The organism is Weizmannia sp. FSL K6-3076, assembly GCF_038007245.1.
GTDB classification, from domain to species: domain Bacteria; phylum Bacillota; class Bacilli; order Bacillales; family Bacillaceae_C; genus Weizmannia; species Weizmannia faecalis.
On sequence record NZ_JBBOWU010000001.1, the window covers coordinates 613,781 to 633,477 of the forward strand.

Consider the following 19,697-nt stretch of genomic DNA (forward strand, 5'->3'; position numbering starts at 1 on the left):
ATTCATTAAGGTCTGGGATTTCAACAAATTTATGCTAATATGGAAATAGAAAAATTTTTACAGGAGGCCAACATGAGCACTGATTGGAAAACTTCTTATGAAAAATGGAACCGCTTTGCAGAGCTGGATGCCGCATTAAAAGCAGAATTAGCCGGCGTAAGCGGGGATGAAAAAAATCTGGAAGACCGCTTTTATAAAAACCTCGAGTTCGGAACGGGCGGTATGCGCGGGGAACTGGGCGCCGGCACGAACCGCATGAATATTTATACAGTCCGGAAAGCATCAGAAGGGCTGGCAAACTTCATTCTCGACCAGGGGGAAGAAGCCGTAAACCGCGGGGTCGCGATTGCCTACGATTCAAGACGCAAGTCGCCGGAGTTTGCGCTTGAAACTGCAAAAACGCTCGGCAAGCATGGGATCAAAGCCTATTTATTTGATTCCCTCCATCCGACGCCGCTTTTGTCATTTGCGGTCCGGTACTTGACCGCTTATGCCGGCGTTGTCATCACAGCGAGCCATAACCCGAAAGAATACAACGGCTACAAAGTTTACGGTCCGGATGGCGGGCAGATGCCACCAAAAGAAGCGGACGAACTGACAGGCTATGTGAACCGTGTCGAAAATGAGCTGCTTGTCGAAGTCGGCGAAGAAAAGGATCTGATCGAAAAAGGCTTGCTCGTTTATATCGGCGAAAATGTAGACAAAGCTTACCAGGACCAGCTCATCAAACTCCGCCAAAACAAGGAAGTGATCAGTTCGGTTGCAGATTCTTTCAAAATCGTCTATACGCCGCTGCATGGGACAGGCAATCTCCCGGTCCGCCGCGGCCTTGAAAATTTCGGTTTTCAAAACGTCACCGTTGTAAAAGAACAGGAGCTGCCGGATTCCGAGTTCTCAACAGTAAAATCGCCAAATCCGGAAGAACATGCCGCTTTTGAACTTGCCATCCGCTACGGCGAAGAAATCGGCGCGGACATTTTGCTTGGCACCGACCCGGACACTGACCGTCTTGGCGTTGCCGTAAAAAACCATGAAGGAAAATACGAGGTTTTAACCGGCAACCAGACAGGTGCATTACTGCTCCATTATCTTTTAACACAAAAACAAAAGCAAGGGACATTGCCTGAAAACGGTATTGTCATCAAAACGATTGTGACGTCGGAAATCGGCCGCGATATTGCCCGGTCTTTCGGCATCCCGACGATCGACACTTTGACCGGTTTTAAATTCATCGGTGAAAAGATCAAAGAGTTTGAAAAAACCGGTGCTCATACTTTCTTATTCGGGTATGAAGAAAGCTACGGTTATTTAATCGGCGATTTTGTGCGCGATAAAGATGCGGTGCAGTCGGCAGTGCTTGCTGCGGAGGTGGCCGCTTACTATAAGTCGATGGGAAAAACATTGTATGAAGGCCTGCTCGACATTTTCGAACAGTACGGCTACTATAAGGAATCCTTAACATCGCTCACTTTGAAAGGAAAAGAAGGATCGGAAAAAATCGCCGGCATCCTTGCCAACTTCCGGGCCCATCCGTTAACAGAAGTGGCGGGCATCCCGGTATCCGCCCGCGAGGATTATCAATCACAAGTGCGGACCAACGCGAAAACGGGAGAAACGTCAAAAATTGAACTGCCAAAGTCCAATGTGCTGAAATTTTTCCTTGAAGACGGTTCATGGTTCTGCATGCGCCCGTCCGGAACAGAACCGAAAGTGAAGTTCTATTTTGGTGTGAAAGCGGACAGCCTCGCGGAGAGCGAACAACGGAACAAACGCTTAAGCGATGAAGTTATGAATCTCGTAAACCGTATGCTTGAATAGTATTCATGGAGTGCCCCGGGCGGATTTGACGTCCGGGGCTTTTTTTCGCGCACTGGCAGAATACTGCCGGACTACCGCAGCCCAGGCGGAACAACATTTTCACTGATCCGGCCATCTCTCCGGAACCGCCCGTATTGCTGCCGCCCCCGTATTTGTACCGGTCCTTCTTTCCCGTTTCATGCAGGTTCAGTACGATTTTCCCTTTCTGCAAAAGCAGGCGTAGCTTGCAGAAATTTGCCGAAAAAATGAGCCTGATTTTTCTTTACTTTAAAAATAAGGCATGATATATTCTGGGCAGATGCACCTTTCGGCAAAAAAATCCAAAAAATATTGATACCGGTTTTATTTCAGCCGGATCAGCCATTTGGTTGCCTTTGGATGTGCAATTAAGGGGGAAAGAGAATGAAAAATGCCGGAACGGCTAAAAAACTAGTATTCTTGCTTTTAACGGTTGTACTCATTTTTTCAAACGGGATCCTGTTGGCGCCATCGAAATCACAAGCCGCCGGAAAAGAGAAAACGAATCCATTGGTGAAAATGCCTGACCGCAAGAAACCGGACGGGCTCGATCAGGCGGAAAAATATAAAGAGGATCGGCAAGTGCGCGTCATCATTGAGCTCGCCGGATCGCCGGCCATTACTTACGCAACAAAGCGCGGCATCCGCTATAAAGATCTCTCCAAAGACAAAAAAACAGAACTCCAGCAACAAATCAAAAACCAGCAATCTGGTGTTCTTTCAGCCATCCGGTCCAAAAAACTGCCGCTTAAGGTAGAAAACCAGTTTACAACAGTGGCTAACGGCATCAGCGGCACCATCCCATACGGCAAAATAAAAGAATTAAAGAAAATTGAAAATGTATCCCATGTTTATATCGTCAACCGGTATAAACGGCCGCAGGACAAGCTACAATCCGTATCCAGCAACGGCCTTACCGGCGCGCCTGAAACGTGGAATTTAAAGTATAAAGGGCAAGGCATGGTCATCGGCGTCATTGATACAGGGATCGACTATCGCCACAAAGATATGGTGCTGTCGGAAGGCACGGTGCCGAAACTGACCCAGGCAAAAGTCTCCGATCTCGTAAAAAAAGATGCCCTTCCCGGGAAATATTTTACGGCAAAAGTCCCGTATGGCTATAACTATGCAGATAAAAATACCAACATTATAGATGAAGGGGACGGTGCTTCCATGCACGGCATGCACGTCTCGGGCATTGCGGCGGCAAACGGCAATGAATCGGAAGGCGGCGTGAAAGGAATTGCACCGGAGGCCCAGCTTTTGGCGCTAAAAGTGTACAGCAATGACCAGGATCAAGCATATACGTACGGCGATATTTACATGAAAGCCATTGATGATGCCATTAAACTCGGTGCGGACGTATTAAACATGAGTTTTGGCACGCCGGATGTTTCTACGGACGGGAATGATCCGGAGCAAAAAGCGGTCAGCCGCGCAGTCGACAATGGGATCTTCATGTCCGTTGCAGCCGGAAACGAAGGCCAAATTGGCGGGGAAGAACATAGCCCGTTCGCATCCAACCCGGACATTGGCACCGTCAATGCACCGGGTACCGCACCGAATGCTATGTCTGTTGCCTCGATGGAAAATACGAATGTCCATGCTGATCTGCTTGATTATACAGTTGCAGGTGGAAAGACGGCCTCCATTCCATTTTTCTCGGCAGGAAGCAGGCACCCGAACGATGTCGTAAACAAAACATACGATGTTGTGGATTGCGGGTATGGCACAGCAGAAGATTTTGCAGGGAAAGATCTATCGGGCAAATACGCTTTGATGGCGCGTGGCGGCAATACCAATCTTATTGAAAAAACAGCCAATGCCCAAAGTGCTGGCGCTAATGGGGCCATCATTTACAATAATCAAAGCGGTATTCTCGAAATGGCTTCAGACCGGTTTATCAAAATTCCGCAAATTTCGATATTGCAGGCGGACGGGGAAGCGATGAAAGCCGCTTTATCGGAAGGAAAACAGGTAAGCCTTACCTTTACCGGGAAGAAAGCCGAAATCCAAAACCCAGAAGCCGGAAAAATGAGCTTTTTCTCCTCTTGGGGAACGGCGTCCAACTTGGACTTCAAGCCGGAAATCACCGCACCTGGCGGGGAAATTTATTCGACATTAAACAATGACCAGTACGGCACCATGAGCGGCACATCGATGGCCACCCCGCATGTTGCTGGCGGCGCTGCGCTTGTATTGCAGTACATCCAGTCTGCATTTCCGTCACTAAAAGGCGCAGATAAAATAAAACTGGCAAAGACACTGCTCATGAACACGGCAATGCCGCTAACAGACCCGGCTTCCAAAACGTTTTATTCGCCGCGGAAGCAAGGCGCAGGGCTGATGCAAATCGACAGGGCGGTGACAACGCCGGTGTATATTGTCCGGAAAGGGACAAGCGACGGAAAAGTGGCGCTTAAAGAAATCAGCGCCAACAAATTTTCTTTTACCTTAACAGCAACCAACTTTGGCAATCGAGACGCTGAATATACCGTTAGCACAAAACCGGTCGCGGACAGGGTCGATGCGCAAGGCAAGCTGGCGTTATCTTCCGCGGAAATCGAAGGCGCCACTGTCACGATAGACAATCCGTCTGTGAACATTCCAAAAGGCGGGTCAAAAGACATCACGATTACGATTGACTTGTCTAGGGCGGATGCGAATTTGGCAAAGAAAATGAAAAACGGCTACTTTGTTGACGGTTTTGTCACGTTCCATGAAGAAGGATCTGGGCTTCCGGATTTGTCCGTCCCTTATTCCGGTTTTAAAGGGGATTGGGGGAAGGCACCTGTACTTGACCAGATGGTGTATAACTGGAAACAGTCATTTTTCCAAATCTCCGGCATGGTGGATGGAGACGGTTACTACCTCGGCGAGGATCTATTTGAAGAAAACCATTTCGACCAAAATAAAATTGCCATTTCGCCGGACGAGGATGGTTCGGGCGATACTGCAACACCGGTCCTGTCTTTCTTGCGGAACAGCAAAATGGCCGAATTCAGCATTTTGGACGGGAACAAAAAAGAAATCCGGAAGCTCTATACTGAGTATGATTTGCCGAAAAACATCTGGGATGACCTGCCGTATACTTATCTTCCGGATGAGACGACATGGGACGGCACTGCGAACAATAAAAAAGTAGCGGACGGAAAGTATTATTACCAGATCAGGACAACACCGGGCGATTCCGGAAAACCGGGGCAGACGATGCAGATTCCTGTACTGGTCGACACAAAAGTGCCGGAGATCAGCCATATCAGCTATGACCATGACGCCGATGAAGTCAGCTTTTCCGCCATGGACAACGGGGGAAGCGGCGTTCAATACATCCTGCTGTTTGTTGACGGGAATTTGGAAGGCGCAGTGGAGCCGGACGCCGGACAAACGTACCATGTCCCGCTCAGCGTGAAAGCCAATCAATCGATTACCGTAACAGCCTACGATTATGCCGGTAACCATGCCACTAAAACAGTAAGCGGGAAAAATGCTGTTTCCGGCATCCATTTGGAGGAGCCGTTTGCGCTGACACCGTATGATTCAAGGGATATAGATGTATACGGAACGATTACGAGTCCGTATAAAGTCAGATTTGTTACGGTGGAAGGAAAAGATTTGGCTGTTTCGCCGGTGAAAATACCGGTAGATGAGGATGTGGACGGAACTTATTTGTTTGATTCAACAATGGCCGGCCAACCGATCCGGTTCAAAAAAGACGGCGTATTTGACCTGAAAATTTCCGCTATCGATGAAAAACAAAATAAAATGGAATTCAACAGAAAAGTGATCATTGACTCGACAGAACCGGAAATCAAAGCGGATGGTTTGCCGAACGACAATCGGACAGAAGCAGGGACTGTCAAGGTGACGGTAACGGACAATTTTGACCGGCTCCGTTTCACGGAAAACGGGAATGAAATTTTCAATCATCCATTCGGCAAGGACGTAAAGAGCGGGGACCAGTTTGCCATGCGGAAATTCAGCAAAACGATGACGCTCAAACTGGCAGACGGGAAAAATGTTTTTAAAGCAGAAGATTTTGCTGGCAACATCACTGAACTGGCAGTCATTAAAATTCCGCCGAAGCCATCGCATGTGGACAAAGTGGGTGACCGGGATACGAAAGTGACGGGCTCCGCCAAAAGCGGCCTTGTTGTCGAAGTAAAAGCCGGTTCTAAAAAGCTTGGCAGCGCGGCTGCAAAAAACGGTAAATTCACCGTCCCGATTCCGAAACAAAAAGCGGGCACAGTATTATCCGTCTCGGCCAAACAAACAAGCACCGGCTATGCCAGCAGAACGGTGCAAGTGAAAGTAGCGGATGAAACACCGCCACCTCCGCCAAAAGTGCGGACCGTCACCAACTTTTCAAAAAAGGTCACCGGCACAGCGGAGCCATATGCGACAATCACGGTAAAAGCCGGCAAAACAACTATCGGAACCGGAAAAGCCGATAAAAACGGGAAATTTGCGGTCAAGATACAACCGCAAAGGATCGGCAAAAAACTGTATGTCTATGCAACCGATGCGGCGCACCATCCAGGAAAGACCACAGTTGTAACCGTAAAACCGCCGGCACCGTCCGCACAGGGCGTTAAAGCAGGCGCAACGAAAGTGACCGGAACGGCACTTAGCGGGTCCAAAATCTATGTCAAAACCGGAAAAACGGCAATCGGCCATGCTGTTGCCGGGAAAAATGGCAAGTTCATCGTGAAAATCAAAAAGCAAAAGGCAGGCACAAAATTGTCGTTGTATGCTGTCAAAAACGGCATTTGGAGCGACGCCAAAACGATTACGGTACAAAAATAGGGGAACACATACCACCGTTTAAAAGAAAAATAACGTTTCAGGGCCAGATGCCTTGTTTTTTATTTTCCCGAAAACAGCTGAAAAGGGCTACTTCTTTTTTTGCCCATTGGAAGAAAAACGCCTAAAAAGGATGCAACATTTTTCTTACTCATGTAAAATGGAAAGAGCGAATAGGAGGCTTTGCCATTGCTCATGAAGAAAAAACAAAGCGCGTTGGTGCTTGCGGGCATATGTATCCTGTTTATGGCTGCCATGTTTCTTTTCTCCAATCAGCCCTATAAGGAACAGGACATGCGGCCGGAATTGGAAAAGCTGGTACACCTCGATGCAAACACATTGCCGAAAATCGAATTTTATTACGGGGGTGCGCTTGTAACGTCAACGCTGCCGTATGATTTTATTGAATTCTGGATCCGGAAATCCTGCCATGTGGCGGAATATGCCGTCTGTACTTTGCTGATCCTTCTAACTTTGCGCACGGTTTTGGTTCCTGTCCGTTTTGCAGTTCCGGCCGGCTTTCTGGCAAGTTTTCTCTATGCCAATCTTGACGAATGGCATCAAAGTTTTGTCAGCGGCAGAACAGGGCATTTTATAGATGTCATCACTTTTGACAGCTTCGGAATCATGATTGGCGTCTGTCTGTTTTTATGGTTTACGCGAAGGAAAAAATCCCGATAATGCTTAACGAACGGCATTTGTTTCTTTATAATAATCGTATTGAATATACAACAGGGAGTTCTAATCTATGAGCATATCTGTCAGATTTAAAAACGTTTCGAAAAAGTATAAAATGTACCGGAGCAATTCGGAAAAAATTCTCGACATCATTTTGCCGGGCGGTTACGGGGATGATTTTTACGCCCTGCAGAATATTTCTTTTGAGGCAAGCGCCGGGGATGTCATCGGCGTGATCGGCGTTAACGGCGCCGGCAAATCAACCTTGTCCAATCTGATTACCGGTATTATTCCGCCCACAACCGGAACGATTGAATTAAACGGCGAAACATCGCTGATTGCCATCAACTCCGGTTTAAACAATGAATTGTCGGGCCTTGAAAATATTGAACTGAAATGCCTGATGCTTGGGTTCACAAAAAAGCAGATTAAAGAGCTGACCCCTCAGATTATTGAATTTGCGGATATCGGGCAGTTCATTGACCAGCCTGTTAAAAAATATTCAAGCGGGATGAAGTCACGGCTCGGATTTGCCATCTCGGTCAACGTTGACCCTGATATTCTTGTCATAGACGAGGCGTTATCGGTCGGCGACCAGACATTTGCCGATAAATGTTTTGAGAAGATGAATGAATTCAAGGATGCGGGCAAAACGATCTTTTTCATCAGCCACTCGATGGGCCAGGTAAAGAAATTTTGCGAGAAAGCGATGTGGCTGGAAGCAGGGGAAATTAAGCAATACGGCGCGATCGATGATGTCCTGCCAAATTACGAAAAGTTCCTGAAAGAATTCAAATCATGGCCAAAAGACAAACAGAAAAACTTCAAACAGATGATTCTCGAAAAACGGAGCAAAGAAAGAAAAGAAAAAGTGGCAGAATAAGGAGGCGGCTGCCCGGAATGCTTGTTGCGTGCCGGGCAGCCGCTTTTTGCTTACCGGGATTTTCGCTGGAAAACCGGGAGTGGCGGCTGAAGAACGATTCCAGCCAGGCAAAATGTTTTTCGTAAAAAAGATATCAAGAATTGACAGCGCTTACTTTTTAGCGGTATAGTGAAAATGTGTACATACTCACAATGGGAGGGAATCATAATGGCCAGCTTAGAAAATAAAATTGCAATTGTCACAGGCGGCGCTTCCGGGATCGGGCTTGCAACCGCAAAAGCTTTTACGGAAAAAGGGGCGAAAGTGGTCATTTCCGATTACAACGAAGAAAGCGGCAAAGCGGTTGAAAAGGAACTTAAAGAAAAAGGAGCGGATGTATGCTTTATTCGCGCCGATGCATCTGATGAACAGTCCGTCGCCGGTCTTGTCGCAGAAACCGTCAACCGGTACGGCAGAGTGGATATTATGGTGAATAATGCCGGCATCGGCGTCATGGCCACAACCCATGAATTGACCTTTGAAGACTATCAAAAGGTCATTTCTGTCAATCAAAACGGTGTATTTTTCGGTTCAAAATATGCCATCCGTGAAATGTTGAAAACAGGCGGGGGCTGCATTGTCAATACATCCTCTATTTTAGGGTACGTCGGCGAACCGGGCGCTTTTGCCTACAATGCAAGCAAGGGTGCCGTCAACCTGATGACAAAGTCGCTGGCCCTTGAATATGCATCAAAAGGCATTCGCGTGAATGCGGTGAACCCGGGGTATGTTGAAACCGGCATGGTGAATAAGGAAGCACTCGGTGACTTTTATGACGGCCTGGTCGCAAGGCATCCGATCGGCCGGCTCGGGCGTGCGGATGAAATCGCCCATGCCATCGTGTTCCTGTGCGAAAATGAATTTGTAACCGGTATTGCCCTGCTCATGGACGGCGGTTATACAGCGCAATAAGTGGGCATAACCAGCGCCAAAAGGCATCCATCCGGTCCGGGTTGATACCGGTTGATGCGTTCAAGCCATAAACCGGCCCTCGGGAAGAATCGCCGATTTGGCCGTATTTGCAAATGCGTCTGTCCGGACAAGCCATAAAAAAACCTGCATCCGCTAAAAGGATGCAGGTTTTTTTGGTTAAAAGTGCATAACCCAGATGGTTCCGTAAACAACGACGATCGCAATGATGATGCTGTAGATCATATTGCTGACATTGATCTTTCCGTTTTCGCCTTCTTTGACGTGCATGAACATAAATAATTGCACGCCAGCCTGGAGGAAGGCAAACAATCCGATTGTCCAGATGATCGCCGTTTTAGAAAGGTTGGTATACAAAGCAACATACAGTGCCACAAGGGTCAATACGATTGAAAGCAGAAAACCGATGACATGGCCGATCGGATATTTTGAATGATGCTCCATTATTTCATCAACCCTCCTAAATAAACGAAAGTGAAGATAAAGATCCAGACGACATCAAGGAAGTGCCAGTAAATACTTACAACGAAAAATTTGCGTGCCGTCATCGGCGTTAAACCGCGGCGGATCAGTTGTATAATAATCGATATTCCCCATAAAATCCCGAGGGAAACGTGGCATCCGTGCGTTCCGAGCAATACATAGAATGCGGAAAGGAATGCGCTTGTCGGCAGTGTTGCCCCATCATGAACGTACGTGACAAATTCATTGATTTCAAAGCCGACGAAAGTTAAACCGAGAAGAAGGGTAACGATAAACCAGCCGAGCATCGCGCCTTTATTCCGGTTGCGCATATTGAAGACGGCAATTCCGCATGTAAAACTGCTTGTCAAAAGGACAAAGGTTTCAATCAGGACACCTTTGAGCTCAAAGATGTCCTGCTGAACAGGCCCGCCTGCTGTTTGGTGCTGGAGTGTAAAATACGTTGCAAACAGCGTTGCAAACAAAGTGATTTCAGCCGCCAGGAAAACCCAGAAACCGAAAATGGTTAAACGGTCCTGATTGCGCTGGTATTCGAGGGGCAATGATGTATCCAAATGTTCGTCGCTCATCGTTTTACACCTCCTGCTCTTGTATTTTCTGTGCGAATGATTTCTTCTACACTGATATAGTGCCCTTTATCCGGGTCAAACGATCTCCACGCAAGGCAGCCGAGCATCATCAAACCGCCGAGAATGGCGAGCCACCACCAGGACCAGACAAGGCCGAAACCTGCAAGGCCCATCGATACAGCGGAGAAAAATGGCATTGCCGAGTTATTTGGCATATGGATCGGTTTGTACTCTTCATCCCGGTAAATCGGTGTGCCGTTTTCTTTGTATTCTGCGAACGCATCAAGTGTAGAGACAACCGGCTGTTTCGCAAAGTTATATTCCGGAACCGGTGTAGGGGTTGCCCAATCTAATGTGCGGCCATCCCAAGGATCACCGGTCGTGTCGCGAACGCCATGTTTAATGCTGTAAACAATGTTCCAAGCCAGGACGAGGAACCCAATCCCCATGATATAGGCACCTACTGTAGAGGCGAAGTTCCAACCTGTCCAGCCAAGTCCTGCTTCATAAGTGTACATCCGGCGCGCCATTCCGTCGAGGCCGACAAAGAATTGCGGCAGGAAGCAAAGGTTAAAGCCGACCATCCACAACCAGAACGTAATTTTGCCCAGTTTTTCATTCAGCATATAGCCGAACATTTTCGGATACCAGTAGTGGAGCCCTGCGAAACATGCATAGGCGACTGCCGGAATCAATGTATAGTGGAAGTGGGCAATCAGGAAATATGAATTGTGATATTGATAGTCTGCTGCTGCCATGGAAAGCATAACACCCGTAACCCCGCCGATCAAAAATGTCGGGATAAAGGCAAGCGACCAAAGCATAGGCGTTGTTGTTCTAATTTTCCCTTTATGCAATGTAAAGATTTCGTTAAATAATTTGACACCCGTTGGTATCGCGATAATCATCGTTGAGATCGAGAAGAACGAGTTTACGACTGCTGTGTTCCCCATTGTAAAGAAGTGGTGAACCCATGTGAAATAACTGAAGAATGCGATACCAGCCATCGCAACGACCATGGAGGCATATCCAAACAATCGTTTACCCGAGAATGTAGCGATAATGTCCGCGTAAATCCCAAGAGATGGCAGCAACACAATGTACACTTCCGGGTGGCCCCAGATCCAGAACAAGTTTGCCCATAACATCGGGCTGCCGCCTGAACCCATGGTAAAGAAGTGTGCGCCGAAAGTACGGTCAAACGTTACTTCTGCCAAAGCCACTGTCAAAACAGGGAAAGCAAAAAGCACGATGATAAAAGTAATCAAAGTAGACCATACGAACATCGGCATTTTCATTAATGTCATGCCCGGCGCCCTCATTTTCAGAATCGTGACAATGAAGTTCACGGCTGTTGCCAGTGTCCCGATCCCGGAAAGCTGCAGGCCCATTGCATAATAGTTGTTTCCGACACCTTTTGTAAATTCCGTGCCTGCAAGCGGGAAGTAGTTCGTCCAGCCGGCAGTAGGGGAACCCCCGATAATAAATGAAATATTAAAGAGGCACATCCCTGCAACCATTGCCCAGAAGCTGAATGCGTTCAAAAGCGGGAAGGCAACATCGCGCGCCCCGATTTGGAGCGGAACAGCAACGTTAATCAGGCCGAACAAAAACGGCATCGCCATAAATAAGATCATGACAACCCCGTGGGTCGTAAAGATCCCGTCGTAATGGTTTGCATCAAGCAGATGTTGGTTCGGCAGTGCAAGCTGTGTTCTCATCATTAAAGCATCGACACCGCCGCGGAATAACATTAAAACCGCAACGATAATGTACATAATCCCGATTTTTTTATGGTCAACGGTTGTCAGCCATTCTTTCCATAACCATTTCCATTTCTTGAAATAGGTTAGAGAAAAGATCACAGCGGCCGCGCCAAGTGCCATGCCAACTTCGGCGGCATATATGGCCGGTTCACCGGTGACGAAAAAATCACTAAGTTTCACACTGTTTTCCTCCTATTCCAATGATTATTTTCCGCCCATATCCATACCGGACATATCGTGGTGGTGATGGTGATTTTGTTTCTCACCTTTTTCCGATTCTTCATAATAGCTTTTTTGTTCATCCGGTTTATCCCATTTTAAATGGGTTCCCGTGTAAGTCTGTCTTCCTACGAGGCCTTCTTTTTTAATCAGTTTTTCATAATCCGATTTTTTCATTTGAGGCGCTCTGCTTTTGACTTCCTTCACCCACGCATTAAAATCTTTCGGTGTTTGGGCCAACACATCGAAGTCCATCTTTGCAAAGCCTTCCCCGTTGAAGTTTGCGTTTCTTCCTGTATATTCGCCAGGGTGGTCTGCAGCCAGAATCAGCCTCATCGTCATGTTCGGCATCGTATATTTCTGTCCGCCAAGTTCAGGGATCCAGAAAGATGCCATCGTACCGGATGATGTCAATTCGAAATTGATTGGCCGCCCAGCCGGGATGTTTACATAGTTAACGGTTTCAATGCCCTGTTCCGGATAACTGAAAATCCATTTCCATTCCGATGACGTGACATAAATCGTTAAAGGTTTTTCGCTTTTCATGGATTTTGGCGTTTCTTCAACCGAATAGTTTGCTTTAACGGTTGGAATGGCAATGGCGATAATAATCAGCACCGGGATAATGGTCCACACCGTTTCCAGCACTTTATGGCCGTGGATTTGCGGCGGTTTATAATCAGCCGGCAGACGCGACGCCCTGTATTTTATCACCATATAAAGATACAACCCAAGGACAACGACGAATACAAAGGCCATTAAGATGGATGAGTAAACAATCAAATGATATTGTTCCCGCGCCATTGGACCTTGTGGGTCGAGCACTGCAAATTTGGTGTCACATCCGCCGAGCAAAAAGAGCGATGTGAGGGACAAAAGCAGCACCAGTTTCCAAGGTAGTTTCCTCAACACATTTTTTCTCTCCTTCCGGTTTGGTAAAATAGTGTACAAATAAAAGCAAATGAAAAAAAGGTGGTACTTTTATTTTTTCACCTTTATTATGGTGCTAACCTATTTTACAATAAAAAAATTTAGATGTATTGTCTTTTACCCTTATTCCGCCATGTTTCATAAAAATTTCATAAAAAGTTCATATATTTTTCATAGATTTGTCAAATACTGCCATTATCCAGAAATAATTTACAACTTTGTGAAGGAATACGGTATTTAATATTTTGGAAAAGATTTCAAAACCATTCTGGGAGGAAAAGTGTTTTTAACGTATAATGTTAAGGGAAACAGAAAGGGGTTTTACGGATGATAAAAGCTGTGATTTTTGATTTCGACGGGCTGATTATGGATACGGAATCGGAACATTATGAAGCGCTTTGTGAAATTTTCCGCGGCTACGATTGCGAGATGCCGCTTGAACTATGGGGAAAGGGGATAGGCACGCATTCGGGTTTTAAGCCGTTTAAATATCTTGAAGAGCAGATCAAAAAGCCGCTTGATACAGAAAAACTGGACCATGAGCTGGAGGAAATGTTTTTAAAACGGCTCGAAAAAGGCGCGGCCCGCGAAGGCGTGGAAGATTATTTAAAGTCGGCCAAGAACCTCGGGCTTAAAGTCGGACTGGCTTCAAGCTCTGACAGGAAATGGCTGCACCGCTATTTGCGCCAGCTTGGCCTGCTCGCTTATTTTGACTGCATCAAATCTTCCGATGACGTTGAAAAAGTCAAACCGGACCCAGCTTTGTATTTGAAAGCGGCCGGCTGTCTCGGCGTGGAACCGGAACAATGCCTCGTCTTCGAAGATTCGCCAAACGGGTCGCTTGCGGCAAAACGCGCCGGTATGGCATGCGTAGTCGTCCCGAACCGGGTAACAAAAGACCTCAAGTTCGGCGAGATTGACCACCGCCTCGGGTCAATGGCAGAAACGCCGCTTGAAGAAGTAATCCGGTTTATTGAAAGCCGTTGACAGAACAACCCGCTTCTGCATGCCGGAAGCGGGTTGTTTGTTTCCACTATTCCTTAGTCACCAGACAGATTTTCTTCCAGCATTTGCGTGACTTTTTCTTTTTCAGCATCTGACACCGCCAAATAATAGATCCCGTCAAAGTTGGCATCGGTGCCTTTTACTTCATACTGGGTAATGTTTTTGGCGGCATTCCGGTAATTTTTCTCAATCGTAAGCATGTCATTAAACGTCATATTTGTTTTGACATTGTCGCCAAGCGTATCAAGGATACTGCTGTATTTTGCCACAGAAGAAATGCTGGTTGCTTTCCGGATCAGCGCCTCGATCACTTTCCGCTGTCGTTTATTGCGGCCAAAATCGCCTTCCGGATCAAGATGGCGCATTCTGACATAGCCGAGCGCCTGGGCTCCGTTCAGATGAATTTCCCCTTTTTTGTAATGGTACCCTTTTTTATAGTACCCTTCGTCATGCCAGTCAATTGTGTTGTTGACGGTAATGCCGCCAACCGCATTGACCAGTTTTTTCAGGGCCTGCATGTTGATTTTCACATAATAATCCATTTGGATACCGGTAAAGTCCTCAACGGTCTGCAGTGCCATACTGGTTCCGCCATATGCATACGCAGCATTGATTTTGTCATATGTGCCGCGTCCGGCGATCAGCGTCCTTGTATCCCGCGGGATGCTGACCAGCTGTGTCGTGCCTTTTTTCGGATTAATGGTCATCACAATGATGGCATCGGAACGGCCGCTGTCATTTGCACGTTCATCCACACCAAGCAGCAAAACGGAAATCGGCTGCCCGTTCTGGCTTGAGATGCTTTCATTTGAAGTGCCTGCCAACGATTCATGCATTTTATTAGCCGCAGCTTTTGCCGAGTGATAAACATAGTAGGCATAACCGCCACAGGCGATGACCAAGATCCCAATTAGGCTTAAAAAAGACATCAGGATTTTTTTCTTCATCGATGGCCCTCTCTTTTTTCGTCATATAATTGTTTATTATAGCATGATTCGCTACGCTTGAATATCCTTTTTTGTCGATTCCCATCATATCCCGGTTGTATCAGGCATGACTGTGCTGCCGCTTTACAATCATCCGCATTTTGAAAAGAAAGCATTAAGAAAAATTTAAGTTTGCGCCCCATAATGAAGCCGGAAAGCAGAACAGATGGTTCCTGTTAAAATTGGAAAACAAAAAAGGAGAACATAATGATGAAGAAGTGGATATTGCAGCCGTTTTGATTGTTGCGGCCATCGGGGGAGGGCCGCTTTTCTATGTAAAAAGCAAGGCAGACCGTGCAGACGCAAGCTCAAAGACAGTCCAGACGGCCACAGTGGAGAAAGGGATGGCCGTGCCCAGCATCTTCCGGCACAGCTTTCCGGCGGCCAGCAGCAGGTGAAATAGAGCGGCAAATGAGCAGCCGCTCTTTTAGCTGTTTTACATTTACCGGTCCCGGCTTATTACCCACTCATCCTTGGGCCCGTCCAGCTCCATTTTTTGCAATTCCAGCCTCATTTTTTCTGTTTCCAGCAGGAAGTTTTCGTTTTTCAGCTTTTCGAGCTCCAGTTCTTTCTCCAATATTTGCACCTTTATTTTTTCACGCGACTTAAAAAAATTCGTTACAATTGCGACAATCGGCACAGAAAAAATTAAAATGACTGAAATCAATCCGATAAAGTCATCCATTGGCCCACCCCCGGCATATTCTTAAACCCATTATACAATAAGTGCTGCATTCTTTTTACCATTTCCGTCAAAAAAGGGGGCTCCCGCCAGCCTTTTCGGGGCAGCCCTTCAGAAAAACATCCGGAAAATGAGAAAAACCGCCGGGAAAAAATGATTTTCCCAACGGTTTTTTTGTTTTAAAAAGAGCTTTTGGGATTGCTATCAGCCTGTATTCCGGAGCCCTGCGGCGATGCCGTTGATCGTAAGCAGGACCTCCATCAGCAGGTGCCGGGCTTTTTCATCTTTGTTTTCGCGTTCACGCAGTTGCGAAATAAGGTAGACTTGGAACAGGTTCAGCGGGTCGACATACGGGTTGCGGAGGCGCACTGATTCTTTAATGTTCGGCGTGTAATCCAGCAACTCTTTTTGGTCCGCAATCTTTAAAACCATTTCCTTCGTCAGTTCGTATTCCGCTTTGATCAGGCCGAAAATCCGGCCGGCAACTTCAGGATCTTTCACCAGCCTTGTATATTCTTCAGCCGTGGAAAGCTCCGCCTTGATCAATGCCATTTGCAGGTTATTGATCGTTGCATGGAAGAACGGCCATGATGCATACATTTCCCGAAGCAACTTGAAATTGCCGGTTTCTTCCACATATTTGCTCAGGCCTGTCCCGGCTGCGTACCAGGCGGGAAGGAGCTGGCGGCTTTGCGTCCAGGAAAATACCCACGGAATGGCGCGCAAGTCTTCGAAACGGGCGCTCCCTTTCCGGCTCATCGGGCGGGAGCCGATGTTGAGTTCACCGATCTCATTTAAAGGCGTTGCCTGTTTGAAATAAGACAGGAAGTCAGGGTCGCGGAAGACGAGTTCCTGATATTTTTCAAGCGCATATTCGGAAATTTTATCCATTGCCCTGACAGCTTCTTCGTTTGGCGTTTTGCCATTTTTCTCGTTCTGTTTTTGTTCTGTGATGGCACACATCATCGTGGATGTCGCCTGCTCAAGGCTCCGGTAGGCAATGTCGCGCAGCAAATAGCGCGATGACAGCACTTCGCCTTGCTCGGTGATTTTCACGCCGTCGCCAAGTGTAACCGGCGGCTGGGACAAAAGGCTTGAATAAAGCGGGCCGCCGCCGCGTCCGAGTGAACCGCCGCGCCCGTGGAAAAACTTCAGCTTAATGCCGTATTTGGCACCCATTTCGTGGATCTCTTTCTGTGCTTTGTACAGCTGCCAGTTCGCCGTCATCGTGCCGCCGTCTTTGCTGCCGTCGGAATAGCCGAGCATGACTTCCTGCAGATTGCCGCGCACCTTTAAATGGTTGCGGTAAATGGGCATTTGGAAAAGGGTTTCGAGCATTTTCGCGCCGTTCCGCAAGTCTTCGATCGTTTCAAGAAGCGGGGCGATATGGATCTCACTTAAAATTTCGCCGTTCGGGTAGACGCGGTACAGGCCGGCTTCTTTCGCGAGCACGAGCACTTCCAGCACGTCGCTGACCGAATGTGCCATGCTGATCAAATACACCTGGATGGACCGTTCGCCGAATGTTTGGTGGGCGCGTTTGATCATCCGGAATGTGTTGATGACTTCCTGCGTTTCCGGCGTAAACGTATCATAGATTGAAATCATCGGCCGCGGGTCGTTTAAAGCCTTCAGGAGCACCGCGACTTTTTCATTTTCGGGCAGATTTTTATAGTCTTTCGCGATATTGACGTTATAAAGCACCTCGGCAAGTGCTGATTCATGTTCGCCGCTATGGTTGCGGATATCGAGTGATGCTAGGTGGAACCCGAACAATTCGACCTGGCGGATAACTTTGCGGAGCAATTTAATCGGATGCCCGGCCGGATGGTGCTGGTTCACGCTGTCCCGGATCATATACAGATCGGCAAGGAGCTCCTCTGCGGATTGGTAGCCGCCATTGCTTTTTCCCACACATTCCAGTTTATGGATCATAATCGCCAGCTTTCTGCGGTAAATTTCATCTTTTGTCGGCCATAATTTTGCAGCCGGCATTGTATTTTCTTCGCTTTCCACAGATGCAACCAGGGCATGGCTGGCGCTTATTTTTTTGGCAGAATGGCTGAGCAGCTCCCGGAGTGTGGTAAGCGACTTTTTATATTTTTCCAATACGAGTTCACGCTGCATCTCGAGCGTTTTCCAGGTGATGTCCGCGGTCACGTTCGGGTTCCCGTCCCGGTCGCCGCCGATCCACGATCCGAAATGAAGATAAGAAGGGACTTTAAAACGCTGTCCGTACGATTCGTACAGATAGTCTTCTAGGTCTTCGTGTATGCGCGGCAGCACGTCGAACAGGACATTGTCGAAATAATAAAGCCCGTTTTTCACCTCGTCTAGAACGGACGGTTTCTTCTCGCGGATTTCGGAACTTTGCCATAAAATGGTAATCTCATTCAAAATCGTTTCTTCAATGACTTTTTTCTCATAACGGGTGTTGGCATATTCGAGCGCTTTTAAAAGGTCTGCAATACGTTTGTGGATTTGCAGAATGGTCCGCCTCGTTGCTTCTGTCGGGTGTGCCGTTATAATCAGTTCAAGCGATAAACTGTCCAGCAGTTCTGCAACCATTTCAGCCGGCACTTTTTCTTTCCGCAGCGTTTCGATGCCATCTTCAAGTGAACGCGGTTGGACCTGGTCTGTATCTTCCGACTGGTACTCCCGCCGGCGCTTAATTCTGAAATTTTGCTCGGTAATATTAAATAATTGCAGATAGGTAGAGAAAGCGCGGATGACTTCCTGCCGTTCTGGCGGATTCAGGTCTGTAATTTCTTTTTTTAATTGAAGGTAGAAAGCCTCATCGCCGGTTTCCCTCGCTTTTTGTGCCAGGGAGCGAATATTTTGGATTGTTTTGAGCAATGCTTCGCCGCCTTCAAATAGGATCACTTTATCCAGCAGCCCGGCGAGAAAATCCATGTCTGCCTGCAGGGCCATCCGGGGGGCTTTCTTTTCATCAATTTGATGCAAGGATAATCGCTCCTTTCATTTGGTCAGAAAAATGCACAAAGAAAATGATACTTATTATTATACTTGTAAAATGAAAAAAGTCTAATACTTTATAAAATTAAAAACTAGTAAAGGAACATTTCCCGCATAAAGGGATAAATTAAGGATAAAATGCGAACGATTGAAAGTCAATGATGAATATCATTCGTGTTTTTAATGTGGCAAGTACCGGAGATGGAAAGAAAAGAATTGGCAGTGAAACCGTTCTCTTCTTCTTTGATAATAAATGAAAGCAGCCGGTATGGAGAGAAAAAATTTACTTATATAAAATTGATTTTATGGCCGGCTTTATTATGCCCGTCGTACTGGCTGTCCGCACGGTGTCCATTTATGATGCAGACATGAATGGCTGGGCAGTTGCGTTTTTGTCGATGCCTGGCGTGCACGTCTCCATGCATGTGAAGCGGGTTTTTTTAAGCAGGCAGCACCCGCTTTTTGAGGGGAGGCATTCAGGATAAAAAATGGCAGAGATCATTTGGGCGGGATCAGCCATTTATTCCTCCGCCCGGGGAACTTTGTGAAAATCAGCACAAGAATGAATAACGCTTACATATCTGGCTCTTTCAAATAAAGCCATTTGTGAAAAATGTAAACGGATAATTTTGAGAAACCGTCATTTTCCTTTAAAACCGGGCATTTGGGCAAGCAAATTTTCAAATTTTCGCCATAAAATATGTGAATCTGATCACAAAAATAGTGGTATACTTACCCATGTGGAATGAAGGAAAATGAACGGAACGATCCATTTCAGCCATAAAAGAGCATGCCGTCCATCTATTTCACAAACCGCATGGCAGCATTTGCTGCAAAAGTTTAATTGTCCTGCTTTAAAGGAAAAGCAGTATGGAATCCATTAGGAGTTGGCACAATATCCATAGACTGGAT

General features: G+C 46.9%; 14 protein-coding genes. 7 read left to right on the forward strand and 7 right to left on the reverse strand.

Annotated elements, in window-relative coordinates:
• The first annotated feature begins 72 nt into the window (after positions 1-72).
• From NSS95_RS02790 to NSS95_RS02810, 5 genes are all read left to right on the forward strand, one after another.
• Positions 73-1,818 (forward strand): phospho-sugar mutase, encoded by a 1,746-nt coding sequence (locus NSS95_RS02790; RefSeq protein WP_340713775.1) that lies wholly within the window; start codon positions 73-75, stop codon positions 1,816-1,818.
• A gap of 402 nt (positions 1,819-2,220) precedes the next feature.
• Positions 2,221-6,642: a S8 family serine peptidase gene (locus NSS95_RS02795; RefSeq protein ID WP_104851233.1), complete on the forward strand. Its 4,422-nt coding sequence runs from the start codon at positions 2,221-2,223 to the stop codon at positions 6,640-6,642.
• Positions 6,643-6,834: 192 nt separating this feature from the next.
• Positions 6,835-7,320: a VanZ family protein gene (locus NSS95_RS02800; protein WP_340714041.1), complete on the forward strand. Its 486-nt coding sequence runs from the start codon at positions 6,835-6,837 to the stop codon at positions 7,318-7,320.
• Positions 7,321-7,387: 67 nt separating this feature from the next.
• On the forward strand, positions 7,388-8,200 hold the full coding sequence (tagH, locus tag NSS95_RS02805) for a teichoic acids export ABC transporter ATP-binding subunit TagH (RefSeq protein ID WP_061086758.1): 813 nt from the start codon (positions 7,388-7,390) through the stop codon (positions 8,198-8,200).
• A 207-nt stretch (positions 8,201-8,407) separates the two neighbouring features.
• Entirely contained in the window at positions 8,408-9,151 is a 744-nt protein-coding gene (locus tag NSS95_RS02810; RefSeq protein ID WP_340713776.1) for an SDR family NAD(P)-dependent oxidoreductase, read from the forward strand.
• A gap of 177 nt (positions 9,152-9,328) precedes the next feature.
• On the opposite strand, the gene qoxD is transcribed toward NSS95_RS02810, so the two are convergent.
• From qoxD to qoxA, 4 genes are read right to left on the reverse strand one after another with little or no spacing between them, the layout of a single operon-like run.
• Positions 9,329-9,613 (reverse strand): cytochrome aa3 quinol oxidase subunit IV, encoded by a 285-nt coding sequence (gene qoxD / locus NSS95_RS02815; protein WP_029141973.1) that lies wholly within the window; start codon positions 9,611-9,613, stop codon positions 9,329-9,331.
• Positions 9,613-10,221, reverse strand: a complete 609-nt coding sequence (gene qoxC / locus NSS95_RS02820) for a cytochrome aa3 quinol oxidase subunit III (RefSeq protein WP_017553873.1) — start codon at positions 10,219-10,221, stop codon at positions 9,613-9,615. Before qoxC ends, qoxD begins: the two co-directional genes overlap by 1 nt.
• Positions 10,218-12,167, reverse strand: coding sequence for a cytochrome aa3 quinol oxidase subunit I (qoxB, locus tag NSS95_RS02825; RefSeq protein ID WP_035189426.1), 1,950 nt, complete (start codon positions 12,165-12,167; stop codon positions 10,218-10,220). The genes qoxC and qoxB overlap by 4 nt, the downstream gene beginning before the upstream one ends.
• Before the next feature lie 24 nt (positions 12,168-12,191).
• Positions 12,192-13,118, reverse strand: coding sequence for a cytochrome aa3 quinol oxidase subunit II (qoxA, locus tag NSS95_RS02830; protein WP_035189427.1), 927 nt, complete (start codon positions 13,116-13,118; stop codon positions 12,192-12,194).
• Between the two features lie 345 nt (positions 13,119-13,463).
• Here qoxA and NSS95_RS02835 point away from each other — a divergent pair, with 345 nt between their 5' ends.
• Positions 13,464-14,123: an HAD family hydrolase gene (locus tag NSS95_RS02835; RefSeq protein ID WP_179234231.1), complete on the forward strand. Its 660-nt coding sequence runs from the start codon at positions 13,464-13,466 to the stop codon at positions 14,121-14,123.
• Between the two features lie 53 nt (positions 14,124-14,176).
• On the opposite strand, the gene NSS95_RS02840 is transcribed toward NSS95_RS02835, so the two are convergent.
• Complete coding sequence (locus NSS95_RS02840; protein WP_035189430.1) at positions 14,177-15,088, reverse strand: LCP family glycopolymer transferase; 912 nt, start codon at positions 15,086-15,088, stop codon at positions 14,177-14,179.
• A 221-nt stretch (positions 15,089-15,309) separates the two neighbouring features.
• On the opposite strand from NSS95_RS02840, the gene NSS95_RS02845 reads away from it, so the two are divergent.
• Positions 15,310-15,525 carry a hypothetical protein gene (locus tag NSS95_RS02845; protein ID WP_179234232.1) on the forward strand — a complete coding sequence of 72 codons (216 nt, stop codon included), beginning with the start codon at positions 15,310-15,312 and terminating at the stop codon, positions 15,523-15,525.
• A 44-nt stretch (positions 15,526-15,569) separates the two neighbouring features.
• Here the strand turns inward: NSS95_RS02845 and NSS95_RS02850 are convergent, their stop codons facing one another.
• Both NSS95_RS02850 and ppc read right to left on the reverse strand, forming a co-directional pair.
• Positions 15,570-15,812, reverse strand: a complete 243-nt coding sequence (locus NSS95_RS02850; protein ID WP_046721204.1) for a hypothetical protein — start codon at positions 15,810-15,812, stop codon at positions 15,570-15,572.
• Between the two features lie 201 nt (positions 15,813-16,013).
• On the reverse strand, positions 16,014-18,722 hold the full coding sequence (ppc, locus tag NSS95_RS02855; protein WP_429890155.1) for a phosphoenolpyruvate carboxylase: 2,709 nt from the start codon (positions 18,720-18,722) through the stop codon (positions 16,014-16,016).
• Positions 18,723-19,697: the final 975 nt, after the last annotated feature.

Excerpts from the sequence above, each read along its gene's own strand:
- NSS95_RS02790 (WP_340713775.1), top strand. The coding sequence starts at position 73 with ATGAGCACTGATTGGAAAACTTCTTATGAAAAATGGAACCGCTTTGCA.
- NSS95_RS02795 (WP_104851233.1), top strand. The coding sequence starts at position 2,221 with ATGAAAAATGCCGGAACGGCTAAAAAACTAGTATTCTTGCTTTTAACG.
- NSS95_RS02800 (WP_340714041.1), top strand. The coding sequence starts at position 6,835 with ATGAAGAAAAAACAAAGCGCGTTGGTGCTTGCGGGCATATGTATCCTG.
- tagH (WP_061086758.1), top strand. The coding sequence starts at position 7,388 with ATGAGCATATCTGTCAGATTTAAAAACGTTTCGAAAAAGTATAAAATG.
- NSS95_RS02810 (WP_340713776.1), top strand. The coding sequence starts at position 8,408 with ATGGCCAGCTTAGAAAATAAAATTGCAATTGTCACAGGCGGCGCTTCC.
- qoxD (WP_029141973.1), bottom strand. The coding sequence starts at position 9,613 with ATGGAGCATCATTCAAAATATCCGATCGGCCATGTCATCGGTTTTCTG.
- qoxC (WP_017553873.1), bottom strand. The coding sequence starts at position 10,221 with ATGAGCGACGAACATTTGGATACATCATTGCCCCTCGAATACCAGCGC.
- NSS95_RS02835 (WP_179234231.1), top strand. The coding sequence starts at position 13,464 with ATGATAAAAGCTGTGATTTTTGATTTCGACGGGCTGATTATGGATACG.
- NSS95_RS02840 (WP_035189430.1), bottom strand. The coding sequence starts at position 15,088 with ATGAAGAAAAAAATCCTGATGTCTTTTTTAAGCCTAATTGGGATCTTG.
- NSS95_RS02850 (WP_046721204.1), bottom strand. The coding sequence starts at position 15,812 with ATGGATGACTTTATCGGATTGATTTCAGTCATTTTAATTTTTTCTGTG.
- ppc (WP_429890155.1), bottom strand. The coding sequence starts at position 18,722 with ATGGATTTTCTCGCCGGGCTGCTGGATAAAGTGATCCTATTTGAAGGC.